17 protein-coding genes are annotated in these 17936 nt (G+C 67.2%); 10 read left to right on the forward strand and 7 right to left on the reverse strand.

The features are described from left to right. The first annotated feature begins 5 nt into the window (after positions 1-5). The 3 genes from LGN10_RS09510 to LGN10_RS09520 all read left to right on the forward strand — a co-directional run bounded on the left by LGN10_RS09510 (position 6) and on the right by LGN10_RS09520 (position 2112). The gene (locus LGN10_RS09510; protein WP_226223044.1) at positions 6-1007 is read left to right on the forward strand and encodes a fimbrial protein; all 1002 of its coding nucleotides are present in this window, start codon (positions 6-8) and stop codon (positions 1005-1007) included. Between the two features lie 149 nt (positions 1008-1156). Continuing rightward, positions 1157-1411 carry a GlsB/YeaQ/YmgE family stress response membrane protein gene (locus LGN10_RS09515; RefSeq protein WP_006478831.1) on the forward strand — a complete coding sequence of 85 codons (255 nt, stop codon included), beginning with the start codon at positions 1157-1159 and terminating at the stop codon, positions 1409-1411. 365 nt (positions 1412-1776) lie between these two features. Next, the gene (locus tag LGN10_RS09520) at positions 1777-2112 is read left to right on the forward strand and encodes a type 1 fimbrial protein (RefSeq protein ID WP_124657852.1); all 336 of its coding nucleotides are present in this window, start codon (positions 1777-1779) and stop codon (positions 2110-2112) included. A gap of 25 nt (positions 2113-2137) precedes the next feature. On the opposite strand, the gene LGN10_RS09525 is transcribed toward LGN10_RS09520, so the two are convergent. The 3 genes from LGN10_RS09525 to LGN10_RS09535 form a co-directional block, all read right to left on the reverse strand. Then, entirely contained in the window at positions 2138-3010 is an 873-nt protein-coding gene (locus tag LGN10_RS09525) for a LysR substrate-binding domain-containing protein (RefSeq protein ID WP_124657853.1), read from the reverse strand. A gap of 106 nt (positions 3011-3116) precedes the next feature. Continuing rightward, the gene (gene bla, locus LGN10_RS09530) at positions 3117-4016 is read right to left on the reverse strand and encodes a class A beta-lactamase (protein ID WP_226223046.1); all 900 of its coding nucleotides are present in this window, start codon (positions 4014-4016) and stop codon (positions 3117-3119) included. Between the two features lie 206 nt (positions 4017-4222). Further along, positions 4223-5140 carry a peptidoglycan DD-metalloendopeptidase family protein gene (locus tag LGN10_RS09535; protein WP_226223048.1) on the reverse strand — a complete coding sequence of 306 codons (918 nt, stop codon included), beginning with the start codon at positions 5138-5140 and terminating at the stop codon, positions 4223-4225. 495 nt (positions 5141-5635) lie between these two features. Between LGN10_RS09535 and LGN10_RS09540 the strand changes: the two genes are divergently transcribed. From LGN10_RS09540 to LGN10_RS09550, 3 genes are all read left to right on the forward strand, one after another. Further along, positions 5636-6532, forward strand: a complete 897-nt coding sequence (locus tag LGN10_RS09540; RefSeq protein ID WP_059584965.1) for a LysR substrate-binding domain-containing protein — start codon at positions 5636-5638, stop codon at positions 6530-6532. Positions 6533-6578: 46 nt separating this feature from the next. Beyond that, on the forward strand, positions 6579-6965 hold the full coding sequence (locus LGN10_RS09545) for an ester cyclase (protein WP_226223050.1): 387 nt from the start codon (positions 6579-6581) through the stop codon (positions 6963-6965). A 502-nt stretch (positions 6966-7467) separates the two neighbouring features. Further along, entirely contained in the window at positions 7468-9630 is a 2163-nt protein-coding gene (locus tag LGN10_RS09550; RefSeq protein WP_226223052.1) for a hypothetical protein, read from the forward strand. A gap of 83 nt (positions 9631-9713) precedes the next feature. On the opposite strand, the gene LGN10_RS09555 is transcribed toward LGN10_RS09550, so the two are convergent. Beyond that, positions 9714-10454 carry a sulfite exporter TauE/SafE family protein gene (locus tag LGN10_RS09555; protein WP_124657858.1) on the reverse strand — a complete coding sequence of 247 codons (741 nt, stop codon included), beginning with the start codon at positions 10452-10454 and terminating at the stop codon, positions 9714-9716. A 131-nt stretch (positions 10455-10585) separates the two neighbouring features. Continuing rightward, complete coding sequence (locus tag LGN10_RS09560; RefSeq protein WP_226223054.1) at positions 10586-11587, reverse strand: aldo/keto reductase; 1002 nt, start codon at positions 11585-11587, stop codon at positions 10586-10588. Between the two features lie 141 nt (positions 11588-11728). Here LGN10_RS09560 and LGN10_RS09565 point away from each other — a divergent pair, with 141 nt between their 5' ends. Then, positions 11729-12640: a LysR family transcriptional regulator gene (locus tag LGN10_RS09565; RefSeq protein WP_089465608.1), complete on the forward strand. Its 912-nt coding sequence runs from the start codon at positions 11729-11731 to the stop codon at positions 12638-12640. Between the two features lie 40 nt (positions 12641-12680). Here the strand turns inward: LGN10_RS09565 and LGN10_RS09570 are convergent, their stop codons facing one another. Next, positions 12681-13835 (reverse strand): porin, encoded by a 1155-nt coding sequence (locus LGN10_RS09570; RefSeq protein ID WP_060310814.1) that lies wholly within the window; start codon positions 13833-13835, stop codon positions 12681-12683. 381 nt (positions 13836-14216) lie between these two features. Here LGN10_RS09570 and LGN10_RS09575 point away from each other — a divergent pair, with 381 nt between their 5' ends. From LGN10_RS09575 to LGN10_RS09585, 3 genes are all read left to right on the forward strand, one after another. Next, positions 14217-15314, forward strand: coding sequence for an OpgC domain-containing protein (locus LGN10_RS09575; RefSeq protein WP_226223056.1), 1098 nt, complete (start codon positions 14217-14219; stop codon positions 15312-15314). 61 nt (positions 15315-15375) lie between these two features. Beyond that, positions 15376-16305 (forward strand): alpha/beta hydrolase, encoded by a 930-nt coding sequence (locus LGN10_RS09580; protein ID WP_226223057.1) that lies wholly within the window; start codon positions 15376-15378, stop codon positions 16303-16305. A 187-nt stretch (positions 16306-16492) separates the two neighbouring features. Next, positions 16493-17251, forward strand: coding sequence for an SDR family oxidoreductase (locus LGN10_RS09585; RefSeq protein ID WP_226223059.1), 759 nt, complete (start codon positions 16493-16495; stop codon positions 17249-17251). A 106-nt stretch (positions 17252-17357) separates the two neighbouring features. Here the strand turns inward: LGN10_RS09585 and LGN10_RS09590 are convergent, their stop codons facing one another. Further along, positions 17358-17732 carry a hypothetical protein gene (locus LGN10_RS09590; RefSeq protein WP_226223061.1) on the reverse strand — a complete coding sequence of 125 codons (375 nt, stop codon included), beginning with the start codon at positions 17730-17732 and terminating at the stop codon, positions 17358-17360. Between the last annotated feature and the right edge of the window lie 204 nt (positions 17733-17936).

The following is a 17936-nucleotide window of genomic DNA, read 5'->3' on the forward strand; positions in this document are numbered from 1 at the left end:
TCCCTATGTCCCACTTCCGTCAAGCGTCCGCAGTGACCCGATTCACGATCCCGTCAGGCATGGTTCGCACGCGCAAGGCGTGTGCCGGCGTTGCGCGACGCGCATCCCGCATGGTCGCTGTCGCCGCGACGCTTCTCCTTGCCTCCGCGGCATTCGCGACCGATGCGGCCGCCGGCCTCTATGCATTCGGGCAGGCAACCGTTTCCAGCCCTGGAAACGCCGCGCCAGGCGCGGTCGTCGCGCGTCATTACTTCACGCCGCAAGACGTTTGCGGCGCGAGCACCTGCCAAATTACGAGCACCAAGATGTATCCCAAAGGCAATGCATCGGAGTCCAACGGCCCCGATCTGGAAACCAACGTGTCCGGCCTGTCGACACGCATGATCATCGACGGCAACGTCGCCGTCTCGTCGACGAAGGCGACGTTGCGCAACACGCTCGAAATCGTGCTGTTTCGCGACAGCCGGCAACCGCAGAACGGGTCGCTCAATTCCGGCTTCATCAGCAACTATTACACGATCAATTACAAGGCCGGCTTGCTCGGCGCGTCGAACCCGGTCTACCTCGCCGCCAAGGTCGACTTCATCGACGGAACCTGCTCGATTCCCGACCAGACCGTCACGCTGCCGCCCGTGCAGCACCACGTGTTCAACGGCGTGGGTTCTACCGCTGGCGCGACGGATTTTCAGGTGCAGTTGAACAACTGCCCGGCCGGCTATAACCGGATCGGCTACCAGTTGGCCCCGCTGGACGACGTGGTCGCCGGTACGCCCGGCGGGATGCAGTTGCGCCCGGATGCCACAGCCAGTGGCGTCGGCATCCAGATCGCCGACGCCTCGACGGGCCAACCGCTGGCGCTGAGGAAATCGCACACCGTGACGGGCTACAACCGGGCCACCGGCGGATCATCGTCGATCCAGCTGCGCGCGTCCTACCTGCAAACGGGCGCGAAGGTCGGCGGCGGTTCGGTTCACGCCGCGGCGCAGGTTCTGCTCGACTACCAATGACCGATGCGCCGCCGCCGTGACATCCCCGCGACGCGGCGGCATGCGATACTCGGCACGCCACGCGCGGATTCGCCGCCGCAGGGAACCCCGGTGCGCCAGGCGAGTCCATTTCCTTTCGTCAACAACTCAACAGCAATAGGGAGGCGTTCATGCTGCAATTCATCGAAACCCTGGTGGTCGGGCTCATCGTCGGCCTCCTCGCCCGCGCGCTCAAGCCCGGCGACGACAAGATGGGCATCCTGATGACCGTCGTGCTCGGCGTCGTCGGCTCGCTGGTGGCCGGCTATGTCGGCCGCGCGGCCGGCTGGTATGCGCCGGGCCAGGGCGCCGGCTGGATCGCGTCGATCATCGGTGCGATCGTGCTGCTCGTGGTCGTGGGTGCGATCCGCAAGCGCGCAGGCTGAACACCGCGCACGCCGCTTCAGGGCAAAACGGCCGCTCGTCACACACGAGCGGCCGTTTTCCTTTGGTGAATCGTCATCCCCGGGATTGGGCGAATCGTTGAGCCCTCAACGATTTACCCGCGAATGCCGCATTCATTGACGTGCCTCACTCGAGCTTACGTCATCGGCAATACCCCGACTTGCGGCCGCACAATTTTGAGATAAATTGATTGAAGGAACACGGCGTCGTTTGTTCGTCGTCGTTATTTCCGGTTTCTCACTCAAGAGGTTCGATGAAATTGCCGTTTACGCATACAGCATCGCAGCGTTGACGGACTGCCATTCGAGCGGCCTCGCTGCGACGCGCTTCCTCTCTGGAGCCTGTCATGAAGCATCGCCTGTTTGCCGCCTCGGTTGCCCTGGCTGCCTCGCTTCTGGCCTCGTCCTCGTCATTTGCCGCCGGCACGGGCGGCATCATCCACTTCACCGGCATGATCGTCGAGCCGCCCTGCTCGTTCGCGCTCGACACGGCCAACGCCGCGCATGCGCAGGTGCGGCCCGACTGCCCGCGCCCGGCGAGCGGCCAAGTCGCGTTCGTCGACGCGGCCAGCCTGCGCACGATCAAGACCACGACCTTTACGCAGACCTCGCGCGCAATCGTTTTACCTGATCGTCCGGGCAACGCGCAGGCGCCGATGATCGCCGTCGTGACTTACCAGTAGAAGCCACCGCTGGAACCGCCGCGCGTCAGTCGCGATGGCGCGCGATCCAGTCGCTGAACGCGCGAATCTTCTGCTGGCTGCCGAGGTTCTCGGGGTAGACGAAGAAATAGCGCGCGCCCGTCTCGAGCACGATGTCGAATGGCCGTTCGAGCCGGCGCGCGCTGACGTCGTCGTCGACGAGCGTCACGTCGCCGATCGCGACGCCGAAGCCCTGCATCGCCGCGTTCGTCGCGAGATCGAGCGTGTCGAACGTCGGCCCGCGCGCGGGATCGACGCCACGCTCGCCCGCATGGTCGAGCCATGCACGCCAGTCGCGGTGGTCGCGCGTCGGATGCAGCAGCGTATGGCGCGCGAGATCGCCGACCGCTTCGAGCGGCGACGTCTGCCGCAACTCGGGCGCGCAAACGGGTGTCAGCCGCTCGTCGAACAGCGGCAACGCGACGACGCCCGGGCCGGGCGAGGTCCCGTAGACGATCGCCGCATCGAACGGTTCGCTCGAGAAATCGACGACGTGCTGCCACGCGGTCGTGATCTGCACGTGGAGATCGGGATGTTCGCCCTGGAAGCGCATGATGCGCGGCAGCATCCAGCGCATCACGCAGGTCGGCACCTTCAGCGCGAGATCGGTGCGCTGCCGCGTGAGCTTCATCGAGATGTCCTCGATCCGCGCGAAGCTCTCGTCGACCACCGGCAACAACTGCTCGCCCTCCGCCGTCAGCGTGAGGCCCTTCGCATGCCGCCTGAACAGCGGAAAACCGTAATGCGCCTCGAGCGTCTGGATTTGCCGGCTCACCGCGCCCTGCGTGATGCACAGCTGCTCGGCCGCGCGCGTGAAGCTGCGGTGGCGAGCCACCGTCGAGAAGATCTGCAGCGCGTGCAGGGGCGGAAGTCGGCGCATGGCGAACGGGAAACAGGAAACGGCGCGGATGGACCGCGCGCCGACGCCGGCGCGCGCTGACCGACACGATAAGCCAAACGCCGGCTTTGCGCGAGACGCCGGACGCTCAGGCCGTCGCGGTGAGCGCGCCCGCCGCGAGGCGCGCCGCCGATGCGACGACGTCCGCGCGCGCCGCGGCAGTCGCCTCCGGCTGCGTAAACGACACGGCCATCACGATCGGCGCGCGCGACGGCGGCCACAGCACCGCGATGTCGGTCGTCGTGCCGTAGCCGCCGGTGCCGGCCTTGTCGGCAACGCGCCAGCCGGGCGGCACGCCAGCCGCGATGCCGGTCGCGCCGCGCGCGCCGCCGACCATCCATTCCGTCAGTTGCGCGCGCTGCGGTTCGCGCAGCGTGTCGCCGAGCAGCAGCCGCTGCAGCGTGTCGACCATCGCGACCGGCGTCGACGTGTCGCGCTCGTCGCCGGGCGCGGCCTTGTTCAGCTCGGGTTCCCAGTGATCGAGGCGGAAGGTGGTGTCGCCGCTTTCGCGCGCGAACGCCGTGACGGCCTGCGGGCCGCCGAGCACGCCCATCAGCAGGTTGCCCGCGCCCTTGTCGCCCGACTGCAGCATCGCCGCGCACAGCTGCGCGATCGTCATGCCGGTGTCGACGCGGCTTTCCGTAATCGGCGAGCCGGACACGATTTCATAGCGACGGTACAGGATGCGGCGCGGCAGCAGCGATGCGTCGAGCGCGCCGCGCGCGAGCATCGCGGCGGCCGCCATGACCGCATATGTGCCGCACAGCGGGAAGCGCTCGCGCGCGTGGTGCGCGATGCGCACGCCGTTCGACGTATCGAGCGCGGCGACGCCGAGCCGCCCGTTCGAGGCCTTTTCCAGCGCGGCGAGTTCGGCTTGTCCAGTATGGGCGCGCCCCTGGTCGGCGACCGGCGCCGACGTGCATGCGGCAACGAACGGCGCGGCAACGGCGGCAAGCAACAGCGAGCGGCGTGTCGGAGAATGTTCCATGGATGAGATCTGTTCTGTCGGAAACGGTGGCGCGAAGCAACGCGGCCGCGCATCGGCGACGCGCGACCGTTCACGCCGACGGCCGGCCCGCGACGGCATTCGCCGCGCATCCCCGAAAGACGCCCGTCGGCCCCGCGATGGCGGGATTCGCATGAACACCTAGCGTAGCAGCGACCGCCGCCGCGTTCCAGCGCGACGGCCGCGCTTCACCCTTGCGACGAAGGCAGGTACGGCATCGGATTCACCGGCTTGCCGTCGCGTCGCACCTCGAACAGCAGCGCGACACGCGAGTTGTCGAGGTCGCCCATCTCGGCGATCGCATCGCCCTGATGCACGATGTCGCCCGTCTTCACGAGCAGCTTGCGGTTGTGTGCATACGCGGTCAGGAAATCCGCGTTGTGCTGCACGATGATCAGGCTGCCGTAATCGTTCAGGCCGGTGCCCGCATACATCACGCGGCCGTCGGCCGCGGCGCGAACCGGGTCGCCCGGCCGGCCGGCGATCTGGATGCCGCGGTTCTGCCCGGGCCGGAACCCTTCGACGATCTTGCCGGTTGCGGGCCACTTCAGCGCGACGCCGCCCGCATGGCGCTTCGTTTCCTTGACGACCTGGCGGTCGCTCGCGGTCGACGCGGTGGCTTGCGGATTGGCCGGCGAAGCGGCCTGATTATCCGCCGCGCCATTGCCCGCCACAGCCTGCGTGCCGGCCGCGCCCGCGGGCGGCAGCGGCTGCTGCTTGACGATGCGCAGGACCTGCCCCATGCGCAGCCTGCCGTTCGCGGCCAGCTTGTTCCAGGTGCGCAAGTCGGCCACGCTGCACTCGTTCGCGGATGCGATGCCCGTCAGCGTGTCGCCGCGCTTCACGACGTACTTTTTCGCGACGAGAATCGGCGCGGCCGGCTTAGGCGCGGCCGGCTTAGGCGCGGCCGGCTTAGGCGCGGCCGGCATAGGCGCGGCCGGCATCGGTCCGGCCGACGGCGCGGCAGGCCGGCTCGAATCGGAAGGCTGCCCCGCCAGCGTGTCGCTCGGCGCAACGGACTGCGTACTTGCACAACCGGCCATGACGAGCACGGCGGCCAGGCCCGACAGCCACGCCGCCTTGCGGTGAATCTCGCGCGTTTTCATGGACGATCCGACTCCGGTTTGACAATCCTTCAAGCATCTCAAAAACGGAACGGCCGACGTGTAACCGGATGCAAACAATGATGACAAACGATCACGGAGCGGATGCCGGCCGGCATGCGTTACCGGTAATACGGTCCGGTCCGGAAAAACTTGATGGTCCTTTCGGAGAAAAACGGAAGAATTTTCGTCGCAAAAAACTATGGCAACTTCGTTTTCATAGACAAACGCGCGACGTTCATCGCAACCATGCGACGAATTGGGCACCGGCCCACGCGACGCCGACGCACAGGAACAGCAGATGCAGCGCGATCTTGAACGACACGCCCCATGACGAATCGATCCGCATGACGGGCTCCCCGGTTGATGTGCGTTCATGATCGGCCATCGATCGCGCCCCGGAAATGCGGAAGCGGCGAACCGGGTCTCAGGCCAACCCTGAGACCGCCGCCGCGGTTCCTGCTAACTTATCGGCCATTCCCCCATCGCCTTGCCATCATGCGCTTCGACCTGACCGACCTGCGGCTCTTCCTGAACATCTGCGAGGCCGGCACGATCACGAGCGGCGCCGAACGCACGCACATCACGCTGCAGGCGGCGAGCGAGCGCATTCGCGGGATGGAGGACGAACTGGGCGTGCCGCTGCTGCACCGGACCAAGTCGGGCGCGCAGGCGACCGATGCGGGCCGCGCGCTCGAACACCACGCGCGCACCGTGCTGCAGCAGATCGATCACATGCGCGGCGAACTGCAGCAATACGGCCAGGGGCTGCGCGGCCATATCCGGCTGCTGTGCAACACCGCATCGCTGAGCGAATACCTGCCCGACGCACTGGCCGATTACCTGCCGCGCCATCCGAAGCTGTCGATCAGCGTCGAGGAACGCTCGAGCCAGGAGATCGTGCATGCGATCCGCAACAAGACGGCCGAGATCGGCATCGTCGCCGATTCGGTCGGCCTCGGCGGGCTCGAACAAAAGCCGTTCCGCGAAGACTGGCTGATCGTCGTCGTGCCGGCCGCGCATCCGCTCGCGTCGCACGACAAGATCGCGTTCGACGACATCGCGGGCGAAGACTTCATCGGCCTCACCGACGGCAGCGCGCTGCAGGTGCATCTCGCCGACCAGGCGCGCGCGCTCGGCAAGCGGATCCGCTATCGCGTGCAATTGAAGAGCTTCGACGCGATCTGCCGCGTGATCGCGAGCGGCGTGGGCATCGGCATCGTGTCGCGGCATGCGGCCGAGCGCGCGATGCAGACGATGGACGTGCGGCTCGTCGAGCTGTCCGATCCGTGGAGCCATCGGAAACTGACGCTCTGCGCGCGGTCGTTCGACGCGCTGCCGAAGTACACGCGCGAGTTCGTCGCGTTTTTGTCGGGCGCCACGCCGCCGCGGTAACGCGCACCACATTCGACTCACCCGATCGACATACGGAGACATGGCCATGACCGACACCGATCTCGCCACCCGCTATCGCGCGTATATCGACTGCCTGAACCGGCAGGACTGGCCGTCGCTCGGCGAATACGTATCCGACGACGTGATTCACAACGACCGGCCGCTCGGCCTCGCCGGTTATCGCGCGATGCTGGAACAGGACTTCCGCGACATCCCCGATCTGCGTTTCGAGATCCGGCTGCTCGTGTGCGAGCCGCCGCGCGTCGCGTGCCGCCTTCGCTTCACGTGTTCACCGAAAGGGACGTTCATGGGGCTCGCCATCGACGGCCGCAAGGTCACGTTCGCCGAGAACGTGTTCTACGAATTTCACGAAGGCAAGATCCGCCAGGTGTGGTCGGTGATCGACAAGGCGGCGATCGAGAAGCAGCTTTGACGTCGTCGGAACGGCAGGCCGTCGCGCGCGACGGGCGGTGGCCGGCGGCCGCTCATACGCATTGCGATTCTTATGGATAACGTTTTCTCTCTTCACACATCGGGAATCCGTTTCCACGCGTTGCGGCCGCGCGCCGCTTCCAGGCCGTTGTCGCGTCCAATGTCCGCTGGATCATCGACGAGAATCCCGGCGTTTTTACCGTAATCCGACTCCCCCCTTCCGCACCATTCCTCTCGGCCATTCGGGTTTCTACCGGCGCATCCGACGTGAAAGTTCATTGACATCACGTCGTTCGATGCCTAAATTTGGAAAACGTTTTCCACTGCTCGAGCGCGACGCCAGTCACGGCCCGCGCAGGGCGAACGCTTGCCCGCTCGATGTGTGATTCAGGCCGTCCGCCTTCAGGGAATCAGGATTGCAAGGCGGAAGCCGGGTACGGGCCCCGAGTGCGGCAACGGCGACCCGTGCCCGTCCTTCATCACTATTCGAAACTGGAGACACCATGCATCCGCGCAGCAGATTCGCGCTCGGCGCCGCGCTCAGCGCTCTTTCCGTCGTGCTCGTCACCGCGTGCGGCGGAAACGACGTAACGGACACGCCGGCGCCGCCCCCTTCGTCCACCCCGCCCGCGCTCGCGCCAAACTCGCTGCAGGCGCTCGTCTATGGCGCGCCCGACACCAGCGTGCCGGCCGGCACGAACGTTCCGGCCACGATGATGGGCCAGATGCGCGCGCTGTTCGACCTGATCCGGAAATCGCCCGACTTCACGCAGGTCGTGATGGATCTCGGCGACGGCACGCCCGTCCACGTGCTCGACACGAACACCGGCGACAAATTCCTGCCCGGCAAGCTCGCGCTCGGCCTGTCGTACATCCTGATCGACATGAAGGCGAAGAACGACCCGCAATACGCGAGCTACCTCGCGACGTACCAGACGATCACGACCGCGATGATGGCGCAGTCGGGCGGCAACTACGCGTATGCGAACACGTCGTGGGGCGAGTACTACTACCTCGTCGCGCTGAACAACCTGAAGGCCCACGGGATGCTCAACGAAGTCTTCAGCGACGCGATGCTCGCGACGCTGCAGCAGCGGCTCACCTTCTGCGACATGTTCGGCCCCGATGCGAGCGGCAAGACCAGTACGTGCCCGGCCGCCGGCACGCCGATCGACATCGCGTCGCTCAACACCGCGCAGAACTACTATGCGGTGTCCTACGGTATCGCCGGGCTGCGCCAGAAGCTCGGCTGGAGCAGCCCGTCGTTCGCGTCGAAGACGGATCCGGCCGTCGCGACGATGAGCGCGCGCGATGCGCTGCTGTACACGCTGACGAACCACATCCGCAACGACTCGTCGGGCGGGTTCTCCGACGAAGCGTCGAACACGCACACGACCTACTACGACCAGGCGCGCTTCGACCGCTACAGCACGCTGCTGATCGGCGAAGTGGTCGAACGCACGTTCGAGATGGGCAACGAAGCGAACCTCACGCCGGAGCTGAAGGGCTATCTGCGCAAGTCGGTCGACCTGATCCTGCCGCAGTTGAACACCGACGGCCAGGGCTTCAACTACGGCCGCTCGATCGGCCCGTACGGCGATTCCGCGTTCATGGAAGTGCTGACCGCCGCGGCCAATGCCGGCGTGCTGACCGATCGCGAGAAACAGGTCGCGTATGCATTCATCTACCAGGCCGCGCGCCGATTCGACACGTACTGGTACGACCCGGCGCTGCCGACGCCGTCGGTGAACATGTGGGTCAAGGGCCGCGGCACCGATACGTATCGCGGCAAGCCGCGCGTGATGGGCGAGAACTTCAGCCTGCTGCACCAGTATCTGTACGTGAACGCGTGGTGGAACAAGCTCGGCTTCGGCGGCCAGCCGCCGATGGCCGATGCGGACTACCGCGCGTGGCTCGACGCGCTGCCGCGCTACACGCTCACCTGGTACAACCAGCCGGGCGACGCCGCGCATCCGTACAGCGCCGCGCTGCTCACCGTGCGCGACGGCCGGCGCGTGATCAACCTGAATCTCAGCCAGGCGCCCGACTACAACGCGTACACGCCGTATTACCCGGTGCCGTTCTCCGACAAGCTGATCTATGGCACGACCGACCTCGGCTATGCGCTGCTGCTGCCACAGGTGACGTACAACGCGAAAACCTACATTCCCGTCACGTACTACAGGAACCTGAACGTGCAGCAGAGCAACGGCCAGGTGATCGTGTCGTTCGATACGACGAAGTTCCGGCTCGCGTCGAAGAACGCCGCGTACACGACGGATCTCGACCTGCAGGTGCACACGGTGCTGACGTTCGCGCACGGCACGATTTCGCGCACCGATACGCTGAGTTCGGGCACGCTCGCCGGCAACCTCGCGGTGGAGACGGACTTCACGTCGTTTGCGGATTTCGCGTCGACACAGGCCAATGGCGACGGGATGTCGGTGACGTACGCGAACAGCGCGGCGACCGCCTATGCGGCGTCCGGCTTCGACAACTGCGCGCTGTCCGCCTTCGACACGGCGAACGGCACGACGAACCCGCTGTCGACGACGCCGATCGGGCAACTGCATTCGAACTTCGCGTGCACGACGAAGCCGTTCGCGCTCGGCGCGGGCGCGTCCCGCACCGTCGGGTGGACGCTGAGGTACGCCGATCCGGCGTAAGCGGCACGACCGCCACCCCGTGACCGTTCCCGAAGCCGGTTGCCGAAACCGGCTTCGGGATCATTCTGCGTTCGGGCGCACGTTCACCACCACCCCGACCCCGCCATATACGCGCCGAGCACGATCAGCCCGACGAAGAAGCAACGCTTGAACATCTTCTCGCTCATCACGCGCCGCGCATATTGGCCGCCGGCCATTCCCGCCAGCGCGGGCACGAGCGCGAGCGCCGACACGCCGAGATCGACCGTCTGCAATGCGCCCGTCACGCGCAACTGCAGGCCGAGCACGATCGTCGACGCGGTAAACGACAGCCCGAGCGCCTGGATCAGATCGTCCTTGGACAGCCGCAGCGCCTGCAGGTACGGCACGGCCGGTACGACGAACACGCCGGTCGCGGCCGTCACGACGCCCGTCAGGTAGCCGACCACGGCCGACAGCCATTTTTCGTGGCGCCCCGGCGCGGGCAACCGTGCGGCCGCCAGCCCCCATAGCCCGTAAAGCACCAGCACCACGCCGAGCGCCGCGTGCGTCCACGTGCTGCCGGCCGCAAGCGCCGGCAACCCGCCCGTCAGCGTGCCGACCGTCAGGCCGGCGAGCAGCGGCCACAGCCGGCGCAGCAGCGCGCCGAACGACGGGCCGAGCCACAGCTGCCACACGTTGGTGATGAACGACGGGACGAGCAGCAGACTTGCCGCGGCCGACGGCGGCATCGCGAGCGTCAGCAGCCCCATCGCGATCGTCGGCAGCCCGAGACCGATCATGCCCTTCACCGCGCCGGCCAGCAGGAAAACCAGCACGACGATCGTCAGCGTATGCATTTGCATGGAGGCATTCCGTCCGTTGAGTACGGCGCCGATGGTGCCCGCCTGCGATGCCGCCCGCCATCTGGTTTTGCCTGAGGCTGGCTCGGGCCCGCCGGACGGAGCGCTCAGGCGCGTCCATCCGGCCCCGTGAATCACCCCCGGCCCTGCTCGCTGTCGAGGTGCGCCATCTGCGCGGCCGGATAGCGCTCGCCGGCAGCCGCCCCGGCGGGGACCGCCGCTTCGATACGCGCGAGGTCGTTGACCGTTAGTTGCAATTCAGTCGCCAGCAAACCGTCCTGCAATTGCGTGCGTTTGCGGGCGCCGACCAGCGGCACGATGTCGGCGCCGCGCGACAGTACCCACGCGATCGCGACCTGCGCCGGATTGCTGCCCTTCTCGTCGGCGATCGCGCGCAGCGCGTCGACGAGCGCGAGGTTGTGCGCGAGATTCTCGCCCTGGAAGCGCGGGCTCGCCGCGCGGAAATCGCGCTCGCCCTGCCGCGCCGCCGTCCAGCGCCCGCCGAGCAGCCCGCGCGACAGCACGCCGTAGGCCGTCACGCCAATGCCGAGCGCGCGGCACACGGGCAGGATCTCGGCCTCGATCCCGCGCGACAGCAACGAGTACTCGATCTGCAGATCGGCGATCGGCGCGACGGCGGCCGCGCGGCGGATCGTGTCCGCGCCGGCTTCGGACAGCCCGATATGGCGCACGTACCCGGCCTTCACGAGATCGGCGATCGCGCCGACCGTTTCCTCGATCGGCACCGCCGGATCGACGCGGGCCGGGCGATAGATGTCGAGGTAATCGGTGCCGAGCCGCTTCAGCGAATACGCGACGAAGTTCCGGATCGCCGCGGGCCGCGCGTCGTAGCCGGCAAACCCGCCGGTCGGATCGCGAAGCGCGCCGAATTTCACGCTGATCCGCACCTGGTCGCGCGTACGGCCGCGCAGTGCGTCGCGAATCAGCATCTCGTTGTCGCCCATCCCGTAGAAATCGCCGGTGTCAAGCATCGTGATACCGTGGTCGAGCGCCGCGTGCAGCGTCGCGATGCTTTCGTCGCGATCGGCCGGCCCGTAGAAATCCGACATCCCCATGCAGCCGAGCGCGATCGCCGATACCTGCGGGCCCGTGCGGCCCAGTTGACGCATGTCCATGTCCGTTTCCTTCAAATGGTGAGTGGATGGAACGGATTCTGGCCGCGTGACGCCGCGCGATAAACGCGAAACGCGCCACCAAACCATTCGACGCTGATTAACAATGGAGCCTGTTCCTTTCCCGCCAAGGTTCTCGCCCGCATGGACCATCTGCAAGCAATGCGCATCTTCGCGCGCGTCGCCCATCTCGGCAGCTTCACGAAAGCGGCCGAGCAACTCCAACTGCCGCGCCCGACGGTCAGCAACGCCGTCCAGTATCTGGAAAAGCACCTGAAGGTCCGGCTGCTGCAGCGCACGACGCGGCGCGTCGCGCTGACCGCCGAGGGCGCGACCTACTACGAGCGCTGCGTGCGGTTGCTGGCCGATCTCGACGACGCGGAAACGCTGTTCGAGGACGCCGGCGCGTCGCCGCGCGGCGTGATCCGCGTCGACCTGCCCGAACGTTTCGCGCTGAATCACGTGATTCCGGCGCTGCCGGATTTCCACGCGCGCTACCCCGACCTGCGCATCGTGATCAGCACGACCGACCGCTTCGTCGATCTCGTCGCGGACGGCATCGACTGCGCGGTGCGGGTCGGCGTGCTGTCCGACACGTCGCTCGTCGCGCGGCGCGTCGGCGAGATGGCCCAGATCAACTGCGCGTCGCCCGCCTATCTCGCGCGCCACGGCACGCCGCGCTCGCCGGACGATTTGCCGGACCACGTCGCGGTCGGCTATTTTTCGAGCCGCACGGGCCGCGAACTGGACTGGGAATATGCGGACATGGATTCGGGCGAGATGCGCACCGTCAAAATGCACAGCGTCGTGTCGGTCAACAGCTCGCAGGCGTATCTCGCGTGCTGCGTCGCGGGCCTCGGGCTGATCCAGGCGCCGCGCGACGGGCTCGCGCCGCTGCTCGCCGACGGTTCGCTGGTCGAGGTGCTGCCGGAATGGAATGCGGCGCCGCTGCCCGTGGCGGTGGTGTTCCCGACCGGCCGGCACCTGGCGCCGCGCGTGCGGATCTTCGTCGACTGGCTCGCGCAAACGCTCGGCGGCACGCACCGGGCGGACTGACGGCGGCCGTGCCGGGACATGCGCGCCGACGGCGGCGCACTCAGAACTTGTGGCGGATCGCGGCGCGCACCGAGAACTGGTTCGACGACGACGACGGGCCGTCCGTCCCGACGACGTAGCCGCCGTCGGCCGCCGTGCCCGTCTTGTCGCCGGCCACCTTCTGCCACGCGCCCTGCAGGTACACGTCGGTGCGTTTCGACAGGCTGTAGTCGGCCATCAGGCCGACCGTATGGTACTTCGGCTTGAACGAGCCGGCCGCGGCGTCGTACTTGCCGTCCGTGTACACGTACTGCGCGCCGAGGTAGAAATCGGGCGTGAGCTGGTACTTGCCGTTGACTTCGAAGTTCTGGAACTTCGTCGCGGTCAGCCCGAGGCCGGCGAACGTCGACGCCGGCAGGTAGACCGTCGATACCGGGTTCTTCACGTCGGTCTTCGTATAGACGAAGCCGACCGTGGCCGGGCCGAACGTATAGTTGACGCCGCCGCCGAAGATGCGCAGCCGATCGGCGACGAAGTTCGCGTCGTCGGCCGCGATCGCGCCCGCGTTGCCGATGCCCGGATTGTTCGCCTGCAGGTAGGCGGCGGCGACCTGCAGCCCGGCGAGCGAATACTGCGCGCCGATGCTGTACTGGCGGTTGTTCGAGAAGCCCGTGCTGTTGCTGAAGCTGTACGTGCCGCCCAGCGTCAGCCCGTTCCAGTCGGGGCTTGCGTACTTGACCGTGTTGTTGACGCGAAACGAGTTGTCCGTGTTGTCGTTGTCGAACGGGTGCGAGAACAGCGTGCCGCCCCAGTTGCCGTTCGCGGTCAGCGGCGCGAGATAGTCGACGACGGAATCGTACTGGCGGCCGAAAGTCAGCGTGCCGAAGCGCGACTCCGACAGCCCGACGAACGCCTGACGGCCGAACATGCGACCGCCCTGGCCGAGCCGGCCGTTGTTCACGTCGAAACCGTTTTCCAGCGTGAAGATCGCCTTCAGCCCGCCGCCGAGATCCTCGCTGCCCTTCAGGCCCCACCGGCTGCCCTGCGCATAGCCGCTCGCGAGCTGGTAATTGGTCTTTCCGACCCCATTGACGTTGACGTTGTTCGTGTAATTGAAGCCTTCGTCGATCAGGCCGTACAGCGTCACGCTGTTCTCGGCAAAGGCCGGCGCGGCGCAAGCGGCGAGCGCGGCGGCAAAAATGGCGTGCTTCTTCATGACGAATCTCCGGAGCCGGGGGCCGGGCAGGCCAAACGCCCGGCGCATGTTCGATCTGTTGTATGTGTGGCCCGCAGGGCGGACGACGCGGTGTGCGGCCGCGTGAGGACAAAATGGTGTCACGTCGGAAATCGTCCGTCCATCGGGTACCGGTCATCGCGCGCAAAGCGTTGCGCTCGTCCAACTGCCGGGTTGCGCGCACGGCCCGACCGCGCTTGTCGGCGGCGGCAGGCCGGCCCGCCATCCGCGTAAACCCGATGGGCGCCGCATCGGTGGCACAATGCGCATCCGTTCGCCATTTCTTCACGAAGTCATGCTTGACCCCGATTCATGCGCGGCGCGTGCCGGCCGTGCCCGCGGCTCGCGCCGAAAGGCGCTCCGATGACCGCGCCGGCCCGGGCCGGCCGCTACGCCGAGCTCGATTTCTTCCGCGGCCTCGTGCTGCTCGTCATCGTCGTCGACCACATCGGCGGCAGCATCCTGTCGCGCGTGACGCTGCACGCGTACGCGCTGTGCGACGCGGCCGAGGTGTTCGTGTTCCTCGGCGGCTTCGCGACCGCCATTGCGTACAACTCGCTCGCCGAGCGGCACGACGAAGCCGCCGCGCGCCAGCGCTTCATCCGGCGTGCGTTCGAGATCTACCGCGCGTTCCTCGTGACGGCCGGCCTGATGCTGCTGATCACCGCCGCGCTGAATGCGCTGGCGATCGACGGCCCGAACATGCCGACCAACGATCTCGACGGGCTGCTGCACAAGCCGCTCGCCGCGCTGCGCGACATCCTGCTGTTCCGCCGCCAGCCGTACCTCGCGTCGGTGCTGCCGATGTACGCGTTCTTTGCGCTGCTCGTCCCGCTCGCGCTGCCGCTCGCGCGCACGCAGCCGTGGCTGATGCTCGCGTTCAGCGCATCGCTGTGGTACGCGGCGCCGCACGTCGCGCGCTTCTTGCCGACCGTCGAAGGCGCGCCGTGGGATTTCAACCCGTTCGCGTGGCAGTTCCTGTTCGTGCTCGGCGTGATCGCGCGCTGCCAGCCCGTCTACCAGACTCTCGCGCCCAGGCCGCAGGGCTGGCTGCTGACGGCCGCGTCGCTCGCGGTCGTCGCGGCCGGCGCATACTACCGGCTGCGCATCGAGCCGTTCCCGACCGATCCGTCGATCAAGCAGAACCTCGGCGCGCTGCGGCTCGTGAACTTCCTCGCGATCGCGTGGCTCGCCGCCAAGCTCGTGCACCTCGGCTGGATGAAGAAGGTCGCGCACGCGATGCCGTGGATCGGCACGATCGGCCGGCAGGGGCTGCTGTGCTTCGTCGCGGGCACCGGCATCTCGCTCGCGGTCGATTCGCTGCTCTACCAGGCGACCGAAGGCTATCTCGACGTGCCGCTCGGGCTGGCAGCCGACGCCGTCGCGATCGGGCTGCTGTATCTCGTCGCCAAACTCTACGGGCCGCTCGTCGCGCGGCTGCCGTTCCGTTCGCGGCCATGACGCGCCGCGCCGTCATGCGCCGCTGCGACGATAGCCGGCGCCTCTCCTGAAACGATTCGCCATGCGCCGACTCGCCCTTCCGTTCGCCCTCGCCCTGATCGCCGGCGCCATCGCCACCGCCCATGCCACGCCGCCGGCGCCCGCGGTATCGCCCGCGCCGCCGGCCGTGCAGACCGCGACGACGCCGTCGGCCGCGCAGGAGCCATCCGTCAATCCGGGCAGCAGCGTCGTGCTGCGCACGTTCCGCTCCCCGTCGCTGAAACGCGACTGGTCGTACACGGTCTACCTGCCGCCCGGCTACAACCCGGAAGGCGCGCGCTACCCGGTGATGTACCTGCTGCACGGCAACGCGGGCAACGCCAACGACTGGGTCACGCAGGGCCGGCTGCAGGCCACCGCCGACACGCTGATCGAACGCCACGACATCCCGCCCGTCGTGATCGTGATGCCGCAGGGCGGCACCGACTGGTACGTCGACCGCAAGGAGAAGATGCAGAGCGCGTTCCTCAACGACCTGCTGCCGGAAGTCGAAGCGCACTTCGCGGTGTCGAACCAGCGCGCGGGGCGCGCGATCGGCGGCGTGTCGATGGGCGGCTTCGGCGCGCTGCGCTTCTCGCTGCTCGAGCCGGGGCTGTTCTGCGGCGCGATGCTGCTGAGCCCCGCGATCTATGCGAACGAGCCGCCGCTCAATTCCGCCGCGCGCTACGTCGGCGTGTTCGGCGACCGGCAGTTCGATCCGCGCGTATGGCACGAGCTCAACTACCCGGCGCTGCTGCGCGGCTATTTCGCGCGCAACTGGCGCGTGCCGATGTTCATCGCGGCCGGCGACGACGACCTGACGATCCAGGCGGAATCGAGCGTGCTGTACACCCAGCTGCGCCGGGCGCAGAACCCGGCCGAGCTGCGCATCGTCGACGGCGGGCATATGTGGGACGTGTGGCGCGGGTTGCTCGGGCCGGGGTTGAAGTATGCGCTGGAGTGTGTGAAGTGACGGCCGGCGGGGCGTTGCTCCGCCTTGCCGCTCGCTCGGCTCCGCGTTGAGCGAAAGCCACGGTATCCAGCGTGCGCTTCACGATGTCGCTTGAATCCGTACCCGCCGCATTTCGACTACATTGCCAAAGTGGCGATGCCATCGGTCGTCGCCTGCCTCCCCTACTCGACCCGCAGGAAATCAAGCCATGTCTGACTCGAAGAAATTCGCCGCCGTCACGGGCGCCGGCTCCGGCATCGGTCGCGCAGCGGCCGTCGCGCTCGCCCAGGCCGGTTTCACCGTCGCGCTGCTCGGGCGCACTGAGGCGTCGTTACGCGAAACCCGGGACGCCATCCGCACCGCCGGCGGCGACGCGCAGGTATTTCCCGCCGACGTGACCGACGAAGCATCGGTCGACCACGCGTTCGCGCAGATCGCACGGCAATTCGGCCGGCTCGACGTCCTGTTCAACAACGCCGGCCGCAACGCCCCGGTCGTTTCCCTCGGCGACTACGAACTCGACGTATGGAACAGCGTCGTCGCGACGAACCTGACCGGCGTCTTTCTGTGCGCGCGGGCCGCGTGGCGGCTGATGAAGGCGCAAACGCCGCAGGGGGGCCGAATCATCAACAACGGCTCGATCTCGGCGCACGCGCCGCGCCCCGACACGATCGCGTACACGGCGACCAAGCACGCGGTGACCGGGATCACCAGGTCGCTCGCGCTGGACGGTCGCCGGTACAACATCGCGTGCGGCCAGATCGACATCGGCAACGCGGCCACGTCGCTCACGGAACGGATGACGCAAGGCGTCCCGCAAGCGGACGGCAGCCTGGCGCCGGAAGCGCGAATGGACGTCGCGCATGTCGCGAACGCGATCGTCCAGATGGCGAATCTGCCGCTCGATACGAACATCCTGAACATGACGATCATGGCGACCGCGATGCCGTTCGTCGGTCGCGGGTAACACGCGCCGCGGTCCGCGCCGGAAGGCAGCGTTCACGTACGGGCGGCGACCGCACCGCGCCGTCGCGACGGCGCTGAATGCGAGCCCGTCGCGACGCAGATTGGTTTCAGTGAGGCAGGCCGATCGCCTGCCGCTCGTCCTCGAGCAGTTGCGTCAACGAACCGTGCAACCGCTCAACGCTGTGCGGCGGTAGCGCGAAGCTTGCCCAACCGAGCCCGCTGTGACGCAGCAACAGCACCGCGCCGCCCTGCAGCGGATGGCGCTCGGCATACCAGCAGGGGTCCATTTCGGTCACGAATGGCTGCTCGTGCGGCGGACGTTCCGGCACGGCAGGCTGCATCGACGCGCGCAGCAGGCTCAAGTACTGGATGACTGCGTCCACGTCTTCCGGATCGAGCACTGCCGCGCCACGCTCGATCGACATCAGCACGACGAGCTTGCCGCGCTCCTCGATCATCTTGATGCTCAACGGTTGTGCCATCTTCGTCGTCCTTGCCGCGGTTACGTGATCTCATTATCGACCTCGGTACAGGCTGGCCGCCTGAAGATTTGTGATCCATGCATGAATCTTTTTTTAGAAATCTTCAGAAAGCGCGTCGCGCTGTCGTCCATCCGACTCCACCGCTTTCTAAACGAAATTTCATCCGGCCAGCACCGTTTTTTTAGCGTCCCGCGCCCGCGAGCC

The organism is Burkholderia sp. AU32262 (assembly GCF_020419985.1).
GTDB lineage: Bacteria > Pseudomonadota > Gammaproteobacteria > Burkholderiales > Burkholderiaceae > Burkholderia > Burkholderia semiarida.

What these genes read in the sequence shown, in the direction of transcription:
- LGN10_RS09515 (WP_006478831.1), top strand. Translation starts at nt 1,157, where the DNA reads ATGCTGCAATTCATCGAAACCCTGGTGGTCGGGCTCATCGTCGGCCTC.
- LGN10_RS09545 (WP_226223050.1), top strand. Translation starts at nt 6,579, where the DNA reads ATGACCGACACCGATCTCGCCACCCGCTATCGCGCGTATATCGACTGC.
- LGN10_RS09580 (WP_226223057.1), top strand. Translation starts at nt 15,376, where the DNA reads ATGCGCCGACTCGCCCTTCCGTTCGCCCTCGCCCTGATCGCCGGCGCC.
- LGN10_RS09585 (WP_226223059.1), top strand. Translation starts at nt 16,493, where the DNA reads ATGTCTGACTCGAAGAAATTCGCCGCCGTCACGGGCGCCGGCTCCGGC.
- LGN10_RS09565 (WP_089465608.1), top strand. Translation starts at nt 11,729, where the DNA reads ATGGACCATCTGCAAGCAATGCGCATCTTCGCGCGCGTCGCCCATCTC.
- LGN10_RS09590 (WP_226223061.1), bottom strand. Translation starts at nt 17,732, where the DNA reads ATGGCACAACCGTTGAGCATCAAGATGATCGAGGAGCGCGGCAAGCTC.
- LGN10_RS09535 (WP_226223048.1), bottom strand. Translation starts at nt 5,140, where the DNA reads ATGAAAACGCGCGAGATTCACCGCAAGGCGGCGTGGCTGTCGGGCCTG.
- LGN10_RS09570 (WP_060310814.1), bottom strand. Translation starts at nt 13,835, where the DNA reads ATGAAGAAGCACGCCATTTTTGCCGCCGCGCTCGCCGCTTGCGCCGCG.
- bla (WP_226223046.1), bottom strand. Translation starts at nt 4,016, where the DNA reads ATGGAACATTCTCCGACACGCCGCTCGCTGTTGCTTGCCGCCGTTGCC.
- LGN10_RS09510 (WP_226223044.1), top strand. Translation starts at nt 6, where the DNA reads ATGTCCCACTTCCGTCAAGCGTCCGCAGTGACCCGATTCACGATCCCG.
- LGN10_RS09520 (WP_124657852.1), top strand. Translation starts at nt 1,777, where the DNA reads ATGAAGCATCGCCTGTTTGCCGCCTCGGTTGCCCTGGCTGCCTCGCTT.
- LGN10_RS09525 (WP_124657853.1), bottom strand. Translation starts at nt 3,010, where the DNA reads ATGCGCCGACTTCCGCCCCTGCACGCGCTGCAGATCTTCTCGACGGTG.
- LGN10_RS09550 (WP_226223052.1), top strand. Translation starts at nt 7,468, where the DNA reads ATGCATCCGCGCAGCAGATTCGCGCTCGGCGCCGCGCTCAGCGCTCTT.
- LGN10_RS09540 (WP_059584965.1), top strand. Translation starts at nt 5,636, where the DNA reads ATGCGCTTCGACCTGACCGACCTGCGGCTCTTCCTGAACATCTGCGAG.
- LGN10_RS09560 (WP_226223054.1), bottom strand. Translation starts at nt 11,587, where the DNA reads ATGGACATGCGTCAACTGGGCCGCACGGGCCCGCAGGTATCGGCGATC.
- LGN10_RS09575 (WP_226223056.1), top strand. Translation starts at nt 14,217, where the DNA reads ATGACCGCGCCGGCCCGGGCCGGCCGCTACGCCGAGCTCGATTTCTTC.
- LGN10_RS09555 (WP_124657858.1), bottom strand. Translation starts at nt 10,454, where the DNA reads ATGCAAATGCATACGCTGACGATCGTCGTGCTGGTTTTCCTGCTGGCC.